The sequence below is a fragment of the Enterobacter cloacae complex sp. XAL002 genome, from assembly GCF_049236805.1.
Classification (GTDB): Bacteria; Pseudomonadota; Gammaproteobacteria; order Enterobacterales; family Enterobacteriaceae; genus Enterobacter; species Enterobacter intestinihominis.
Genome location: NZ_JBMKJN010000027.1, coordinates 31,315 through 49,026 on the forward strand (window position 1 = coordinate 31,315; position 17,712 = coordinate 49,026).

A 17,712-nucleotide genomic window follows, 5' to 3' on the forward strand; every position below is an offset into this window, starting at 1 on the left:
ATGAATATCGTGCTCTCAGTAGGATGACAAACAACAATGGCTAATAATGCATTTCAGAATTTATTGCGCCTCGCTGATTTCCGAAATAATCAAGTTAGCGGCTTCATGCCAATTCCACGCACTCCACCGCTAAACCTACTTTAACTAAACACCGGCACCCCCAGCCCCACCTTCACCTCCCTCAACGTCGCCTGCGTCACCCCCTGCGCCCGTTCCGTGCCGCGCTTCAGCATCGTCATTAACTCGCCCTTGTCACGCATATACATCGCCCTCCGCTCCCGCATCGGCGCAATCAGCTCCTGCAAGCACGCCTCCAGCTCGTTCTTACATACCCGATCCCCCAGCCCGCCCGCCTTATAGTGCGCTTTCATCGCCGCCACTTTGCCCTTGTCCGGATGAAACGCGTCGAGGTACGTAAACACCACGTTCCCCTCAATCTGCCCCGGGTCGCTCACCTTTAGGTGGTTCGGGTCGGTGTACATGGCGCTGACCGCACGGTGAATGGTCTCTTCGCTGGCCGAAAGGTGCAGCGTGTTGCCCAGCGATTTCGACATCTTGGCGCTGCCGTCGATGCCGGGCAGGCGGCTGGTGTCGCTCAGCATCGCCTTGCAGTGGCGCAGCACCGGGGTGGGCAGCAGGCTGTTCATCTTGTGCACAATCTCGTTGGTCTGCTCAATCATCGGCAACTGGTCGTCGCCGACGGGCACGCACTCGGCCTTAAACGCGGTGATGTCCGCCGCCTGGCTGATGGGGTAGGCCATAAACCCGACCGGCAGCGAGCGGGCGAAACCCTTCTGCGCAATCTCGTTTTTTACCGTCGGGTTACGCTCCACGCGGGCGACGGTGACGATGTTCATATACAACATCGTCAGCTCGGCGAGGGCGGGCAGGGCGGATTGCAGGCAGATAGTGGTCAGGTTCGGGTCGATACCGGCGGCGAGGTAGTCGGCCAGCACTTCGGGAATGTTGTCGCGAATTTTTTGCGGGTTGCTGCCATTGTCGGTCAGACCCTGCAGGTCGGCAATCAGCACAAACTGGCTGTGCGTCTGCTGCAGCGCCACGCGCTGGCGCAGCGATCCGACGAAGTGGCCAAGGTGCAGCGGGCCGGTTGGGCGGTCGCCGGTGAGGATGTTTGGTGTGTTCATAAAGACTCCTTAATGTGCAATTGCCGAAAGGGGTCTTAGAAACGTGAAAGCCGCCTTTCGGCGGCTATCTGAAAATGGGGAAAACTACTCCGTGCCGCCTTTAAGAAGGCAGCCACCAGCGGTTTACGGTGAGCACGGCGTGGTTTATGTTCATCTCTTTACCGTATCACGTCCGGCGCGAAAAACAAAAGGGCACGTCATGCTGCAATCTCTCAATCATCTGACCCTCGCGGTCAGCGACCTGCAAAAAAGCGTCAGCTTCTGGCACGAGCTGCTAGGGCTTGCGCTGCACGCCCGCTGGAATACCGGGGCCTATCTCACCTGCGGCGATCTGTGGGTCTGCCTGTCCTACGACGAGGCGCGCCAGTACGTGCCGCCGCAGGAGAGCGACTACACCCACTACGCGTTTACCGTGGCGGAAGCAGATTTTGAACCGTTCTCGCACAGGCTTGAGCAGGCGGGCGTCACCGTCTGGAAGCAGAATAAAAGCGAGGGGGCGTCGTTCTATTTTCTCGACCCGGACGGGCACAAGCTGGAGCTGCACGTGGGCAGCCTCGCCGCGCGGCTGGCGGCGTGTCGTGAGAAGCCCTATGCGGGCATGGTGTTTACCTCAGACGAGGCTTGAGGCGCGCACCTTCAGCCTGCCCGCCAGCGTCACGTGCGTGGCGGCATCTTCCTGATTGCACAGGTACTCCACCGCCAGCCGTCCCAGCTCGCTGTAGGGGAGCTGGATACTGGTCAGCGGCGGGGTGAGCTGCTCGGAGATCTTCTGGTCGTCGTAGCCCGCCAGCAGCATGTCCTGCGGGATGCGCACGCCGTTCACCGCCAGCGCCTGATAGCAGCCAATCGCCAGCCAGTCGCTGGCGCAGAAAATGGCGTCCGGGCGCTCGGCCAGTTCCAGCAGAGAGGTGGTGGCGGTAAAGGACTCGCTGAACTGCCAGTTGGTCTGGCGCACCAGGCTCTCGTCACACGTTAAACCGGCCTGCTGCAGCGCGGCCTGGTAGCCCGCCAGTCGCTGGCGGGAGGCCTCCATCCAGCTCTCCCCGGTGATGTGGGCGATACGGCTGGCGCCGCAGGCGATGAGGTGTTTAGTCACCTGAAAAGCGTTGGCGTAGTCGTCCGGGATAAACGACGGCAGCAGCGGCGAGCCAGGGTCGCGCTGGTTGAGCAGCACCAGCGGGATGCGGGTACAGTCCTGAAATGGCGTCATATCGACGACGTTCGTGACCGGAGAGGCAAGGATAATCCCGATGCAGTTGCGCTTGTCCAGCTGGCGGATGATGTTCAGGGCCAGCTCCACGTCGTCGCCGTAGTCGTAGACGGTGAGCAACGTTTCGTTGCGCCACGCCGCTTCCCGCGCCTGGCTGATGGCGTCGATAAACGGGTCGAAGCTCTGCATGGAGCTGACCAGCAGGGCGATCTCCTCCTGGTTGCGCGGGGCGTGAACGGCGGGGAGGCGGTCGTAGCCGAGCTCGGTGGCGACGCCAATCACCCGCTGGCGGGTGTCGTCGCTGAGCTTGATGTTGCGGGACTGGTTAAGCACCAGCGATACCGTCGCCTGCGACACGCCCGCCGCCCGCGCTATATCGTTCATCGTCACTTTCGTTTTTCGCTTCATCCGTCCTCTCCCTTTCGCGAATTTGCATCATACCCTAACCGCACGCTTTAGCGCCGCCGATCACGTTTCTCATTCATCGAAGCGTGAACTTTGTGAGAGGCGTCGCTTTTCTTTGCACCGCGATTTGCGCATTTATCCCGCAGCTAATATTTATTAGCTAAACATTATCAGCAAGAGGATGCGTAATGAAAGAGCAGTGGAGTAAAGAACAGGCACAGGCGTGGTATCAGCAAAAAGGCTGGCTGTGCGGGTTCAACTATCTGCCGTCGACAGCGGTGAACTGGACCGATATCTGGCAGGAAGAGACCTTCGATCCCGCCACTATCGACCGCGAGCTGGGCTGGGCGGCGGACGCGGGCTATAACACCCTGCGCATCAACCTGCCGTTCATCGTCTGGGAGCACGACCGTGACGGGCTGATGGCGCGCATCGACCGCTTTTTGACGATTGCCGACGACAACGGGTTCAGCACCATGCTGACCCTGATGGACGACTGCGGTTTCTCCGGCGACGAGCCGTACCTCGGCCCGCAAAAGCCGCCCGTACCGGGCAAACACAACAGCCAGGCGGCGGCGAGCCCGGGGCGCGATAAGGTGTGCGATCGCGACTGCTGGCCACAGATTGAGCGCTATATCCGCGACGTTGTGCGCCAGTTCCGCGAGGATAAGCGCGTATTGCTCTGGGATCTGTATAACGAGCCGGGCAACCGCGGCATTTTCGCGACGGGCACCGAAGAGGTGTTGTACGACGAGAAGCTGGAAACCTGCGCGCACGAGTTGATGAAGCAGGCGTTCCGCTGGGTGCGTGAGGAAGACCCGACCCAGCCGCTCACCGTCTGCGCGTGGCGTCTGCCGGCGGAAGAAGAGGGCGAGACGTTTTATCAGCACCCGCTGGACCAGACCGCGCTGGAACTGTCGGACGTGGTGAGCTATCACGCCTATACCAATACCGGGCGCATGACGGCGATTATCCAGCAACTTCAGGCGCTGGGCCGCCCAATCTTCTGCACCGAATGGCTGGCGCGTCACGTGGGCGGCACCATCGAAGAGCAGCTCCCGCTGATGTACATGGCAAAGGTCGCGCCGTATCAGTGGGGGCTGGTGCGCGGTAAAACCCAGACCTGGCTGCCGTGGCCGGTGGTGATGAAGGAGTCCACGGACTACTGCCGCCTGTGGTTCCACGACGTGTTCGAGGAGAACGGTATCCCGTTTTCACGCGCTGAAATCGCGCTGATGAAGAAGCTGCGCAATATCGCCCCGGATCCGCAGGGCTAATAATAATGACCCGGCGCGCTGTCGCCGGGCAACCAGGTACGCACTATGGCAATGACAATGAAAATACCGTCTCGCGAGTTATGGTCCTACTTTGGCTATGGTTTAGGTCAGTGTTTTAGCTTTGGTTTAGTGGGTTCGTTTATAAACTATTTTTACACCGACGTGCTGGGGATCTCGGCGCTGGCGGCAAGTACCATCTTCCTGATTGCCCGCGCGTGGGACGCGGTTCACGATCCGCTGTTTGCCAGCATTATGGACACCATTAACAGCCGGTTTGGCAAGTTTCGCCACTTTTTACTGATTGCGCCGCTGCTGATTACCGGCGTCACCCTGCTGGCGTTCTATAAAATCGAAGCGGACATGACCACCAAAATCCTCTACGCCGGGGTGACGTATATCCTGTGGGGGACGCTGTACGCCATCTCCGATATCCCGTTCTGGTCGATGTCGTCGGTGATGACCAACGACTCCGGCCAGCGCACCCGCGCGGTAACGGCGGCGATGCTCGGGGTGAACGCCGGGATCGCCTGCGCCAACATCTTCTTCCCGAAGCTGGCGGCGTTCTTCGCCCAGTACAGCAACGATAAAGGCTACTTTATGGCGGCGCTGGTGATGATGCTGGTGGGCCTGCCGCTGATGCTCAACGGCTTTATGCAGATCAAAGAGCGCGTCCCGCCCAGCCCGGAAAAGGTGACGATGCGCGACACCTTCCACAACCTGCGCCAGAACAAGCCGCTGTTTATCGTCCTGCTGTCGTTCTTTTTCTGCGTGTTCCATAACGTGGCGGGCGGACTCTATATCTACTTCTTTATCAACAACATGGGCGACGGCAGCCTGCAAATGGCAATTGGCGTGATGGGGATAGTGGCGGCGGTGCTGTGCCTGGTCGCCCCGCTGCTGACGCGCCGGATGCAGAAGCGGAAGCTGTTTATGATCCTCTGCGGGCTGGACGTGGCGGTGCGCGTGGTGATGTGGTTCACGGGCTATCAGCACACGGCGCTGCTGTTTATCCTGCTCGGCCTGAGCACGCTGTTCGTGATGATGACCAACATCCTCACCTCGTCGATGATTGCCGACACCATCGAGTACGCGGAGTACCACACTAACAAGCGCTGCGCAGCGATCACCTTCTCCGGGCAGACCTTTACCGGCAAGATGTCGGTGGCGGTGGGCGGCGGGTTAATCGGCGTGTTTCTGACGATGATCGACTATGTGCCGCAGGCGCAGTCACAGAGCGACAGCGTGCTGTCGGGGCTGTTCTTCGGGATTTGTTTGTTACCGGCGATAGGGTCGCTGATTCGCATGGGCTTTATGTCGCGCTTTACCTTTACCGAAGAGAGGCATGCGGAGATTTGTCGGCTGCTGGCGGAGCGGAATGCGTCTGCGAAAGCGCCGGGTGGCGGCTGCGCCTTACCCGGCCTACAGGACCAGCCCTTGTAGGCCTGATAAGCGAAGCGCCATCAGGCTTCGCGTAATGACTTACAGCGACTTCACAAACGCCAGCAGATCTTCGTTGAGCTGATCCTGGTGGGTCAGCGCGAAGCCGTGCGGCGCGTTGTCGTACACCTTCAGCGTGGCGTTTTTGATCATCTCCGCCGCCAGCTTGCCGGTACTTTCAAACGGCACGATCTGGTCGTTGCTGCCGTGGATCACCAGCGTCGGCACGTCGATTTTCGCCATATCCGGGCGGAAGTCGGTTTCGGCGAAGGCGGTCACGCAATCGATGGTGCCCTTCAGGGACGCCAGCAGGGCGATGTTCAGCGTCTGCGTCAGGGCACCCGCGGAAACGGTCTGCCCGGCGTTGGTGCCGTAGAACGGGGTGGCGAAGTCGCTGATGAACTGGGCGCGATCTTTACGCAGTCCGTCACGGATGCCGTCGAACACGCTCTGATCCACACCCTGCGGGAAGGAGTCGGATTTGCCGAAGATTGGCGTCACCGCGCCCAGCAGCGCCAGACCAGCCACGCGTTCGCTGCCGTAGTTGTTGATGTAGCGGGTCACGTCGCCGCCGCCCATGGAGAAGCCCACCAGCGTTACGTCGCGCAGATCCAGGGTAGTAATCAGGTCGTTAATGTCGGACGCAAAGGTGTCGTAGTCATAGCCGTTCCACGGCTGATCCGAACGCCCAAAGCCGCGACGGTCAAAGGCGATGGCGCGGAAGCCGCGCTCGGCCAGGTAGTTCAGCTGGCTGTCCCACATGTCGCCGTCCAGCGGCCAGCCGTGGCTGAAGAGGATCGGTTTGCCCGCGCCGCAGTCTTTGTAGTAAATCTGCGTGCCGTCTTTTGCCTTAAACAGTGCCATAGTGTGTTCCTGTGCAGGTGATCGTTATGGTTATACCGGCGCGACCAGATAGCGAATTGCCGGTGATGTTGTGCCCTGATGAAAAGCCAGAACGCGGCTCTGCAACAGGAGGTCATTCATGGTGTGGCGTTCCTGCTGGCGCAAATGCTCAATCCAGGAACCCATCAGGAAGGTCTCGATAAACAGCCCTGGACGTTCGATATCCTCGTACACCGCCCAGCTCATCGCTCCGGCGCGGCGGCGCACCCGGCGTAGCTCGTGCACGGCCTGCAAAAACGCTTTCGCGTTCTGTGGGTCGATGATGTACTCGTGCGACACCAGCACCGGGCCGCGCTCGTTCGGGAGTTCAATCTCCACGCCGTCCAGCGGCTGCCCGCTCAGGTCGAGATTTAAATTCGGATCTTTCTACAGCTTCCAGCGGAACGCCGTCGCGCTTGCCAGCACCATCCCCAGCGTGGCGACCACCAGCGAGGTCGGGGTGCCGAACTGCGAGGCGATCTGCCCCCAGACGGCGCTGCCTGCGGTCATCGAGCCGAAGAACACCGTCAGATACACAGCCAGCGCCCGGGCTTTTACCCAGCGGGCGGCGCTGCGCTGTGCGCCAAGGTTGAGGGTGGAGAGCACCGCAATCCACGCGAAGCCGGTGAAGAACTCAAACAGGTTCAGCAGCCAGACGTGGCGCACGAACGCCAGCGCCAGCATGGTGAGGGCAAACGTCAGGCTGGCGGCCACTATCAGCCGATCGGCATTCAGCCGCTGGCGCAGGCGCGGCAGCAGGATCGCCCCGGCAATCGCCCCCAGGCCGATACACGCCAACATCACGCCGTAGCCCGCCGGGCCTAAGCCCAGCTCGTGGCGCGCCACCAGCGGCAGTAACGCCCAGCCCGCGCTGCCGAAAACGAAGAACGCCACGGTACGCACCAGCACGTTACGCAGCACCGGGGCGGCGTGCACGTAGCGAATGCCGGACCGCACCGCCGAGAAGAAGTGCTCCGGCGGCAGCCGCTGCACGGAAGGCGCCGGACGCCAGCGCCACAGCACCCACGCCACGCCGACCACGGATAGCGCGTTAAGCGCAAACACCATCCACGGCCCGGCCAGCGACAGCAGGAAACCGCCCAGCGCCGGGCCAATCGCCCGGCTGATGTTGACCCCGAGCGAGTTTAGCGCCACGGCGGAACCCAGCTCGGGCTTGCTCACCAGGTCAGGCACAATCGCCTGAAACGGCGGCGAGCTCATGGCCGCGCCCACGCTCAGCAGAAACGTTGCCGCCAGCAGAACGGTGGGGGTGACGTGTCCGGTAAAAGAGAGCAGCGTCAGCCCGGCAGCGGCGATGAATACCCATAGCTGGGAGAAGAGCAGGTATTTTCGTCGGTCAACGATGTCCGCCATCACCCCGGACGGCAGGGCGAAGAGGAACATCGGCAGGCTGCTGGCCGCCTGCACCAGCGCGATATCCAGCGGATCGGCGCTGAGCGTCAGCATGCTCCAGTTGATACCGACGTCGCTCATCCATGAGCCGACGTTAGAGACCACCGTGGCGATCCACAGCATGCGGAACACCGGCTGGCTCAGCGGCTGCCAGGGCGAAGCCGCCGATGCGGGCGTCGTCTCGACGTGTGCGTCGCGAACGTCGTTAACCTGGGTCATGCGAACCTCTCCGTCGTCTTACGCTGCAGCCGCCACTGGCCCGGTCCGGTGAGGGCGAGGGTGGTGAAGATAATCAGCAGCAGCCAGCCAAACTGCCCTTCGGCAATCGACCAGTCCGGGTGCACCGCCAGCATCGCCACCAGCAGTACGGCGATAATCGGCAGGCACGCCAGGCGGGTGTAAACCCCTGCAATGATAAACAGCGGGCAGATGACCTCGGCGACGATCGCCGGGATCAGGCTCGCGTAAGGTCCGAAACCAAACGGATCTTCGATGCGCGTCAGCTCTTCGCTGAAGTGGAGCACCTTCGGCAGGCCGTGCACGTACAGCAGCAGCAGGCTGCCGGTCAGGCGCAGGAAGAACAGCCCCGGATCGATCCGGGGCGAAGCGTCATTATGTTTCATCAGAATGCAAAGCAGCTGCAGCCCAGCGCCCCCCAGAAAGCGTTTTCGTCGGACACCGGCATCTCTGACGTGCGGGCGAAATCATGCTGGTGGCTATGAACCCCGCACGGGCCGCTGCAGTGGTGGACGGCGCTCATGCCGACGCGTGCGGCCTGCGGCGGCGCGCTGCGGTAGTGGCCCGGCACCTTCACCACCGGGGACCACTCGGGCAGGACCGGAATGGCGGGCGGCGCGAGCGGGCCAAAGCTGCCAGCGGCGTAGACGATATCGCCGTTGACCACGGTGAGGACGGACTCGATGCCCTTGATCTCCTCTTCCGGCACGCGGAAGTAATCTTTGCTGAGCACCGCCAGATCCGCGAGCTGGCCCGTTTTGATCTGCCCCTTCTGGTTCTGCTCGCTGGAGAACCACGCGCTGCCCTGGGTCCAGAGCATCAGGGCGGTATCGCGATCCAGACGGGCGCTGTGATCGTACATCTGCATCCCGCCAACGGTGCGGCCGGAGACCAGCCAGTAGAGCGCGGTCCACGGGTTATAGCTTGCCACGCGGGTGGCGTCGGTGCCTAAGCCCACCGGCACGCCGGTCTCCAGCATTTTCGCCACCGGCGGCGTGTGGCGGGTGGCTTCGATGCCGTAACGCTCGGCGAAGTATTCCCCCTGGAAGGCCATGCGGTGCTGCACGGCAATGCCGCCGCCCAGTTCTTTGATGCGGTCGATGTTGGCCTGTGACACGGTTTCGGCGTGGTCGAAGAACCAGTGCAGCCCGTTGAACGGAATGTCGCGGTTCACCTTCTCGAACACATCCAGCATGCGGCTGATGGATTCGTTATAGGTGGCGTGCAGGCGGAACGGCCAGCGGTGTTCGACCAGATGGCGCACCACGCGCTCCAGCTCGTCCTCCATGCCCGGCGCGAGATCCGGGCGCGGCTCGAGGAAGTCTTCAAAATCGGCGGCGGAGAAGACCAGCATCTCGCCCGCGCCGTTGTGGCGGAAGAAGTCGCTGCCCTGGCCCGGCGTGAGCATGTCGGTCCATTTTTCAAAGTCTTCCAGCTCGTGGCCCGGACGCTGGGTAAACAGGTTGTAGGCGATGCGGATGGTCATCTGCTTTTTCTCGTGCAGCTCGGCAATTACCTCGTAATCTTCCGGGTAGTTCTGGAAGCCGCCGCCTGCGTCGATGGCGCTGGTCAGCCCCAGGCGGTTCAGCTCGCGCATGAACTGGCGCGTGGAGTTGACCTGCTGCTCCAGCGGCAGCTTCGGCCCTTTGGCGAGGGTTGAGTACAGGATCATGGCGTTAGGACGGGCGATCAGCATCCCGGTCGGGTTGCCGTTGGCGTCGCGCTGGATCTCGCCGCCCGGCGGGTTCGGCGTGTCCCTGGTGTAGCCGACCACCTTCAGCGCGGCGCGGTTGAGCAGGGCGCGGTCGTACAGGTGAAGGATAAACACCGGCGTATCCGGCGCGGCGTCGTTAATTTCATCCAGCGTCGGCATACGGCGCTCGGCAAACTGGAACTCGCTCCAGCCCCCCACCACGCGCACCCACTGGGGCGACGGCGTGCGCAGGGCCTGCTCTTTCAGCATGCGCAGGGCATCTGCCAGGGACGGTACGCCTTCCCAGCGCAGCTCGAGGTTGTAGTTCAGCCCGCCGCGGATCAGGTGCAGGTGCGAATCGTTCAGGCCGGGGATGGCGGTGTGGCCTTTTAAGTCGACCATCTTAGTGCCGTCGCAGTGGTGTTGCATCACCTCGGCGACGGTGCCCACTTCCAGGAATTTCCCGTCGCGCACGGCAACGGCTTCCGCGAGAGGGTTCTCGCGATCGACGGTGTGAAACTGGCCGTTAACCAGAATGAGATCGGCTTTACCGAGGGTAACCATAACTGCTCCAGACTGAGAGGGGAATGGTCAGGATTATGGGAACCGGTTTCGGGAAAGATCCAGTTATACAATAGGATAGGTATACCAAAGTATAACTATACCTTAGGTTAACTATACGAAGAGATAATTACGCGCCAGCGGCGTGGGTCATAGGATGAATGCGATTTTATCGACGTGCTGTTCGCGGCGATTTTAACCTTTAACCTCACTGGATAATCTTATGACCACTACAAAGCTCGAAGTCTTAACCCCAGCCAACTGTCAGATCATTTTCATCGACCACCAGCCGCAGATGGCGTTTGGCGTGCAGTCTATTGACCGCCAGGTGCTGAAAAACAACACCGTGGCGCTGGCGAAAGCGGCAAAAGTGTTCAACATCCCGACCATCATCACCACCGTTGAAACCGAAAGCTTCTCCGGTAACACCTATCCGGAGCTGCTGGACGTGTTCCCGGGTCAGGACATTCTGGAGCGTACCTCCATGAACTCCTGGGACGACCAGAAGGTGCGTGACGCGCTGAAGGCTAACGGCAAGAAGAAGGTGGTTGTCGCGGGCCTGTGGACCGAAGTGTGCAACAACAGCTTTGCCCTGTGCGCGATGCTGGAAGGCGACTACGAAATTTATATGGTGGCGGACGCGTCCGGCGGCACCTCCAAAGAAGCCCACGACTTCGCGATGCAGCGCATGATCCAGGCGGGCGTGATCCCGGTGACCTGGCAGCAGGTGATGCTGGAGTGGCAGCGTGACTGGGCGCATAAAGAGACCTACACCGCGGTGATGGATATCGTGCGCGAGCACTCCGGTGCGTACGGCATGGGCGTGGATTATGCCTACACCATGGTGCACAAAGCGCCGTCTCGCCAGAAGAGCGAGCACCGTACCTTAGCGCCGGTTCCGGCACGCTAAATCCCGGCGGCGGGCTGGTCCCTCATCCGGCTCGTCACTGCCTTTTTCTCTGGAGTTCACAATGAGTACAGGGTTGATATCCCTCGCGGCAGGCGTGCTGATTGGCCTGATGTATGCCGTGCTGAAGGTGCGTTCCCCCGCGCCGCCCGCGCTGGCGCTGATTGGCCTGCTGGGCATGCTGGCAGGGGAACAGGCGATGCGTCATCTTTTATCCCGCGATAATCCCGCTGGCGTGCAGGTGACGGTTCCCCACGTTCAGCACCTGACCGGAGCGTCATCATGAAGGCCTGGATTATTTCGCTGGTGTGCGGGGTCGCGGCTGGGGTAATTTACGCCCTGCTCGACGTGCATTCCCCGGCGCCGCCGGTCGTCGCGCTGCTTGGCCTGTTCGGCATGCTGGTGGGTGAACAACTGATCCCCATCGGACGGCGTCTGGTGAGCCGCGAACCGCTGACCCTGGCCTGGTTTCGTCATGAATGCGTACCGAAAATCAGCGGTACCGCGCCCCCAGCGCCCGCGAAGGAAAGCCGCGACGCGTAACGAATTGTTTGAGGAAAGACAGCATGACGCTGCCGTGGCGCATTGCCATCATTGATGACGAACGCTCTGTTCGCAGCGGGCTCAGTAACCTGCTGCAATCGGAAGGGTATGCTACCGATACCTTCGATTCGGCAGAGGTGTTTTTGAGCCACCCTCTCGCCCTGTCCGGCGCGTCGCTGGTGATCACCGACATCAAGCTGCGCGGCATGAACGGGATCGAGCTGTTTGAGAAGCTGCGGTTGCTGGCCACGCCGCCGCCGCCAATACTGTTTATCTCCGGCCATGCGGATGAAAATATGCAGCGGTATGCACTCAGCCTGGGCGCCGCTGCATTTTTGCGTAAGCCGATTAACATCGATATTCTGCTGGATCATATTCAGCGGGAGCTGACCCGCCGACAATAAGGATCGCGGATGAACGAACAAACGTCGCCTGCATTTTGGCCCGCCCAGGGAAGTCTCCATGAAGGGCGGGCTTTTGTTCTGAAAGAGGATGTTATTTTTACCGTGCTGGCGCAGGAGGGCGGCATCTCCTGGATGAACGGGCGGCATCCCCAGTCAGGCGGTTCGTTTATTATTGCCACCGCGGTCAGCGATGAAGAAGAGGAGCGGGCAACGCGGCTGCTTAAAAACGAGTTTGCCCTGCGCGATCGACTTCATGACGGCTGGGCTATCCGGCCCGTCGCTTCAACCCAGTATCGCGGACGTTTTGCGCTGGTCTACGCGCCGTTCTGCTTTGAACTGCTGGCGTGCCGGGCAGGTAAGGCGATTTCCGGGATCGCCCGCTTTATCGAGATGGCGATCCGCATCTGCGGTCCCCTGCGCCAGATGCATCTGCACAACCTGATCCACGGCGATATCAAACCCGGGTCGATCTTCGTTCATCACGACGCCACCAGCCGTCTGTGCAGCTTTGGTCTTTCCTGCGCCACTTCCGACGCATTCTCCCAGTCCCGGCTTGCCGCGTCTGGCGGCACGCCCGCCTACATGTCACCGGAACACACCACGCGTACCCGGCGCGCCGTCGACAGCCGGAGCGATCTCTACAGTCTGGGTATCGTGCTTTATGAACTTCTGACCGGGCGATTGCCGTTTGAACTGAGCGCTGATGACCAGACTAACTGGGCGCATTACCACATTGCCTCCGAGCCGCTTGCGCCGGGCCGGGTGCGTCCGGACGTACCCGGCATGCTGTCGACCATTATCCTTAAGTTGCTGGAGAAGAATCCGGAGAATCGCTATCAGACCGTCGACGGGCTGATTGCCGACCTCAGGCGCTGCCAGGCGACGCTGACCGCCGAAGGTGAGATCGTCGACTTTATTCCCGGCCAGCAGGATCGCTCTCCGGCGATCCATCTTGCCGATTCGCTTTTCTCTGCGCATCCGCAGGCCAGCGACGTCATCGCCGCGTTTGAGCTGGTCCGCCAGAGCGGTGCGCCGGAACTGGTGACGATTGGCGGTCCGTCGGGGATCGGCAAATCTTCCGTGATCGCCACCACGCTGAAATCGCTGCAACAGCGCAAGGTGCTGCTGGCGGTGGGCAAGGTCGATCAATACTCTCCCACGCTGCCCTACGGCGTGCTGAGTTCGGCGTTTCGGACGCTCACGCTGCACCTGCTCGGGCTGCCAGCCGGGGAGGTGGCGACGTGGAAAACCCGCCTGTCGCGCGCGCTGGAAGGCTTCGAGGAGCTGGCTGTCAGCCTGGTGCCGGAGCTGAATTTATTTCTTGAGAATAAACCGCGTTTCTCTGCGGATACATTTTCCATCGACGCGCGGGCGCGCTTCAGCCATATGGTGCTGGCGCTGGTGAAAACCTTCGCCACCCAGGGCGCGCCGCTGGTGCTGCTGCTGGATGATGTGCAGTGGATCGACGCCGCCAGCCTGCAAACGCTCGATCACCTGCTGCGCGCCTGCGGCGCCATCCCGCTGCTGGTGGTGGTGGCGCACCGCGATCTCAGTTCGCTTTCTGATCCCAGCTTGCAAACCGCGCTGGCGAGCCTGCCGGAGGCGGCGCAGCATGCCATGACGATCGTGCCGCAGCCGCTGTCGGTGAAGGCCGTGGCACGCTGGCTCGGGGGGATTTTTCATGCCCGCAGTACCGGCACCTCCGATCTTGCCACGCTGATCCATGAAAAAACCGGCGGCAACCCGCTGTTCGTTCAGGAATTTTTCCGCCGCATCGTCGATGACGGACTGGTGGTGCACAACAAATATCAGGGGAAATGGCATTACGATCTCCAGGCCATCCGCGCCCGGCATTACACCGAGAACGTGGTGACGCTGGTGCTTGAACAGCTCAAGGAGATGCCCGACGAGACGCGCCGCCTGCTGGGCAGCATCGCCTGCCTCGGCTGCACGGGCGAGCTGGAGATGCTGTGCCGCGTGGTGGGGCAGTCGGCGGCGGAAATCCGCTACGCCCTTCATCCGGCGGTTACCGCTCAGCTGATTGTGCTGACGGAGAAAGCGTACGCTTTTACCCACGATCGGGTGCAGGAAGCCGCCTTTGCCCTGCTGGATGAGGGCGAGAAAAGCCATCTGCACCTGACCACCGCCAGCCTGCTGGCGGATGCCGCGCGGCAGACGGCGGGTAACGAACTGCTGTTCCGCGCGGTTCACCACGTCAGCGCCGCGCTGGACTGCATCCAGCCTGCGCCGCAGCGCCAGAGATTCCGTGAGCTGAGCCTCCAGGCCGCGCGGCGTGCGAAGCGTACCGGCGATTACCTTTCCGCGTTAAGTTACATCCAGACCGCCAGTGCGCTGGGGAACGCGGGTCCGGTCTCGGACTTTATGCTGGATATCGAAGAGGCGGGCTGTGAGTTCGCGCTCGGGCACCTGGAGCGCACGCGCGCGCTGTGCGATACGATCCTCGGCTCACCGGGCGGGCTGACGGAGAAAGCGCTGGCCGCTAACCTGCTGGCGGAAGTCTATATGCGCCAGTCGGAGATCCGCCTGGCGCTGGAGGCGTCGTTATGCTGGCTGGGCGTGTTCGGGATCCAGATCAGCCGCTACCCGGAAAATGCCGAATGTGACGAGGCCTGGCAGCAGTTCTGTCAACGCACCGCCGACGCGCCGCAGAACCCGTTTACTCAGCTTAAGCTGATGGAGAGCGCGGAGACCGAAGCGGTAATGAACCTGCTTTACAGCGCCAGTATTTTCGCCAGCTTTACCTGCCCGCGCCTGCACTTTTTACTCCTGTGCCGGATGATGCACCTCACGCTCGATCGCGGCATAACCGGCACATCTACCACGGCGATGGCCTGGTTTGGCGTGCTGATTGGCCACCGCTATGCCGAATACCGTCTCGGGTTTGAGTACGGCACGCTGGCTCGCGAGCTGGTGAACCGCCACGGCTATGATGCCTATGAAGCTAAAACTCTGCTGCCGCTCGACCAGCTCAGCGTCTGGACCCAGCCGCTGTCGTACACTATCGAGTGCGCCAAGGCCTGCTTTACCTCGGCGGTGACCCACGGCGACATGACGATGGCCTGCTTCGCGGCCTGTCACCAGATCATTAACTTCCTCTCCCGGGGCGATCATCTGGACGGCGTGTTGACCAGCATCGATCGCGGTCTGGCTTTTGTGCGTAAAACGGATTATCAGGACATTGAAACCGTTCTGCACATTCAGCGCCGCTACGTGGAGTTTTTACGCACGCCGGTGACGGGCACATGGAGCGCCGCCCAGGCGCTGCCTGACGATCTGCTGCCCGCACCGCCGGAGCAGGCGCCCGAGCAGACCTCGACCATGCTGTTCTGGTACTGGCTCTATCGCGGGATGGCGCACTTTACCTGCGGCGAATACGCCGACGCGCAGGCGGATTTAGAGAGGGCGGGCTGGTATGCGTGGTCCGCGCCGGGCCATATCCATCTGCTGGATTACCATTTTTACAGCGCGCTGGCGCTCTCCCGCCAGCTTTCGCCGGAGACCTTCTCGGCGGATTATCGCCGCAGTATTCATCACCATTACGACAAAATTGCCCTCTGGGCGCGGATCAATCCGGGCACGTTTGCCGATAAAGAGGCGCTGATTTATGCCGAAATCGTCCGTCTGGACGGCATGAACAGCATCGCGCTGGAGCAGTATGAAAAGGCGGTGCGGCTCTCGCGGGAGGGCGGGTTTAACCCGATCAATGCCCTGGCCCACGAGCTGGCAGGGCGTTTCTCGCTGGCCTGCGGCTACCCGACCGCCTCCGACGCCCATTTCCGCGGTTCGATTGCCGCCTGGGGCCGCGCCGGGGCGCAGGCCAAGGTGCGTCAGCTGGAGCAGGATTTTCCGCATCTGCTGGCCTCCGGGCAGAGCCGCGCGTACGACACCGTGGCATTTGCCCAGAACGAGGTGATCCGCGATTTACAGAGCGTCATCAAAGCCTCACGCGCCTTGTCCGAAGAAATCAACCTCGAGCGTTTAATTGAAAACCTGATGACGCTGCTGCTTGAACGGGCCGGGGCGCAGCGTGGCCTGCTGCTTCGCGTCAGCGATAATCACATCCCGGAGATCGAAGCCAGCGCCTGGACCAGCACCGACGGGGTGCGGGTTCGCATCCTGAAAGAGACACCGATGGCGACGGACATGCCGCTGTCGGTGCTGGCCGCGGTGATCCGCACCGGGCAGGAGATCCGCACCGGCAAACCGGAGGAATTTCACCCGTTCAGCCAGGATCCTTATCTGGTGACGTCCGGCGCCGCCGTGATGTGTGTCCCGATGTTCAAACAGGCGCGACTGGTGGGGGTGCTGTATCTGGAAAACCGCCTGATGCCGGAAGTGTTTACCGCCGAACATTCGCGCGTGGTCAGCCTGCTGGGCGCGCAGGCGGCTGTTTCGCTGGAGACGGCACGGCTCTACGCCGAGCTGCTGGCGGAAAACATCCACCGCCGACGGGTGGAGAAAGAGCTGCGCGCCAGCCAGACCTCGCTGATGCTGGGTGAGCAGATCAGCCATACCGGCAGCTGGCGCTGGGAGCTGGTGCAGGATCTGATGTTTATGTCCGAAGAGTACGCCCGTATTCTTGGCCTGCCGGAGCAGCAAAAGATGATCTCAATGGCGGAGTTTTTGACCTTCGTGCATGAGGATGATTATGGCCGGATCGGTAACCTCGTTAATCAGAGCGTGCGTGACGGACTGTCGATGCGCGCGGAGTTTCGCATTATCCGCACCGACGGCTCCGTTCGCTACATCCTCGGGATTGGCGATCCGGTGGGCGTGGGCAGCGAAGTGAATGAGTATTACGGCATCATTACCGACATCACCAGCCAGCGGGCGGCGGAGGATGCGATGCGGGTGGCGCAGGCGGATCTGGCGCGAGTCTCACGGGCCACCACCGTCGGGCAACTGACCTCCTCGATCGCGCACGAGATCAACCAGCCGCTGATGTCGATTGTCTCGAACGCCGGCGCGAGCCTGCGCTGGCTCAACCGCGATCCGGCGCGGCTGGACAAAGTGCGCGAGGGGCTGGAGGAGATCGCCGCCGAGGGCGAGCGGGCAGGGGAGATCATCCGCAGCATTCAATCTCTGACGCGCAAACAGGACCCCACGTTTACGCGAATCGATCTGCACTTCCTGATCCACCACATCATTATGCTCTCCCGCAGCGAACTTGAGCTGCGACACATATGCGTTGATTATCTCCTGAACGCTGACGACAGCTTTATCATCGGCGACAGCGTGCAGATCCAGCAGGTGCTGCTTAACCTGGTGATGAATGCGATGGAAGCGATGGCGGAAGTGACGGATCGCCCGTGCAGCATCACGATCGCCACCGCGAACTGCGCCGAAGGGAAGGTGATCTTTGAGATCGCCGATACCGGCAGCGGCATTGAGCCGGAGCTCACCGAGCGGATCTTTGACTCGTTCTATTCGACCAAAGCGCAGGGAATGGGGATGGGGCTGACCATCAGCGCCAGCATCATTGAACGGCACCGGGGAAAACTGAGCGCGCGCCGCAGAGATCCGTACGGGACGGTGTTTACCTTCGCGTTGCCGCTTGCCGGACAGGAGGCGTAACGG

At 61.5% G+C, this 17,712-nt stretch carries 13 protein-coding genes and 1 pseudogene; 8 read left to right on the top strand and 6 right to left on the bottom strand.

The window, feature by feature from the left end; all coding sequences use genetic code 11:
- Nucleotides 1-140 precede the first annotated feature (140 nt).
- The gene (gene trpS / locus ACOT0L_RS20220; RefSeq protein ID WP_126503165.1) at nt 141-1,145 is read right to left on the bottom strand and encodes a tryptophan--tRNA ligase; all 1,005 of its coding nucleotides are present in this window, start codon (nt 1,143-1,145) and stop codon (nt 141-143) included.
- A 199-nt stretch (nt 1,146-1,344) separates the two neighbouring features.
- Between trpS and fosA the strand changes: the two genes are divergently transcribed.
- Nucleotides 1,345-1,770, top strand: coding sequence for a FosA/FosA2 family fosfomycin resistance glutathione transferase (gene fosA, locus ACOT0L_RS20225; protein WP_126503162.1), 426 nt, complete (start codon nt 1,345-1,347; stop codon nt 1,768-1,770).
- Here fosA and ACOT0L_RS20230 read toward each other — a convergent pair.
- Nucleotides 1,756-2,763, bottom strand: coding sequence for a LacI family DNA-binding transcriptional regulator (locus ACOT0L_RS20230; protein ID WP_126503160.1), 1,008 nt, complete (start codon nt 2,761-2,763; stop codon nt 1,756-1,758). The two genes, fosA and ACOT0L_RS20230, sit on opposite strands and share 15 nt — an antisense overlap.
- A 185-nt stretch (nt 2,764-2,948) precedes the next feature.
- Here ACOT0L_RS20230 and ACOT0L_RS20235 point away from each other — a divergent pair, with 185 nt between their 5' ends.
- Nucleotides 2,949-4,037, top strand: a complete 1,089-nt coding sequence (locus tag ACOT0L_RS20235) for a cellulase family glycosylhydrolase (RefSeq protein WP_126503157.1) — start codon at nt 2,949-2,951, stop codon at nt 4,035-4,037.
- A 45-nt stretch (nt 4,038-4,082) separates the two neighbouring features.
- The gene (locus ACOT0L_RS20240) at nt 4,083-5,477 is read left to right on the top strand and encodes an MFS transporter (protein ID WP_126503155.1); all 1,395 of its coding nucleotides are present in this window, start codon (nt 4,083-4,085) and stop codon (nt 5,475-5,477) included.
- Nucleotides 5,478-5,516: 39 nt separating this feature from the next.
- Here the strand turns inward: ACOT0L_RS20240 and ACOT0L_RS20245 are convergent, their stop codons facing one another.
- From ACOT0L_RS20245 to ACOT0L_RS20260, 4 genes and pseudogenes are all read right to left on the bottom strand, one after another.
- The gene (locus tag ACOT0L_RS20245) at nt 5,517-6,338 is read right to left on the bottom strand and encodes an alpha/beta fold hydrolase (RefSeq protein WP_022646918.1); all 822 of its coding nucleotides are present in this window, start codon (nt 6,336-6,338) and stop codon (nt 5,517-5,519) included.
- 30 nt (nt 6,339-6,368) lie between these two features.
- A pseudogene (locus tag ACOT0L_RS20250) lies at nt 6,369-7,988 on the bottom strand (MFS transporter).
- Entirely contained in the window at nt 7,985-8,392 is a 408-nt protein-coding gene (locus ACOT0L_RS20255; RefSeq protein ID WP_032625334.1) for a DoxX family protein, read from the bottom strand. The pseudogene ACOT0L_RS20250 and the gene ACOT0L_RS20255 overlap by 4 nt, the downstream one beginning before the upstream one ends.
- Nucleotides 8,392-10,263, bottom strand: coding sequence for an amidohydrolase (locus ACOT0L_RS20260; RefSeq protein ID WP_126503153.1), 1,872 nt, complete (start codon nt 10,261-10,263; stop codon nt 8,392-8,394). The genes ACOT0L_RS20255 and ACOT0L_RS20260 overlap by 1 nt, the downstream gene beginning before the upstream one ends.
- 220 nt (nt 10,264-10,483) lie before the next feature.
- On the opposite strand from ACOT0L_RS20260, the gene ACOT0L_RS20265 reads away from it, so the two are divergent.
- The 5 genes from ACOT0L_RS20265 to ACOT0L_RS20285 all read left to right on the top strand — a co-directional run bounded on the left by ACOT0L_RS20265 (nt 10,484) and on the right by ACOT0L_RS20285 (nt 17,709).
- Nucleotides 10,484-11,170 (top strand): hydrolase, encoded by a 687-nt coding sequence (locus tag ACOT0L_RS20265; protein ID WP_022646922.1) that lies wholly within the window; start codon nt 10,484-10,486, stop codon nt 11,168-11,170.
- 61 nt (nt 11,171-11,231) lie between these two features.
- Nucleotides 11,232-11,453, top strand: coding sequence for a DUF1427 family protein (locus ACOT0L_RS20270; RefSeq protein WP_022646923.1), 222 nt, complete (start codon nt 11,232-11,234; stop codon nt 11,451-11,453).
- A complete protein-coding gene (locus ACOT0L_RS20275) occupies nt 11,450-11,710 on the top strand; it encodes a XapX domain-containing protein (RefSeq protein ID WP_006810276.1) in 261 nt (86 codons plus the stop codon). The genes ACOT0L_RS20270 and ACOT0L_RS20275 overlap by 4 nt, the downstream gene beginning before the upstream one ends.
- Before the next feature lie 23 nt (nt 11,711-11,733).
- Nucleotides 11,734-12,114, top strand: coding sequence for a response regulator transcription factor (locus ACOT0L_RS20280; RefSeq protein WP_006810275.1), 381 nt, complete (start codon nt 11,734-11,736; stop codon nt 12,112-12,114).
- 9 nt (nt 12,115-12,123) lie between these two features.
- A complete protein-coding gene (locus tag ACOT0L_RS20285) occupies nt 12,124-17,709 on the top strand; it encodes a trifunctional serine/threonine-protein kinase/ATP-binding protein/sensor histidine kinase (RefSeq protein ID WP_421637271.1) in 5,586 nt (1,861 codons plus the stop codon).
- Nucleotides 17,710-17,712: the final 3 nt, after the last annotated feature.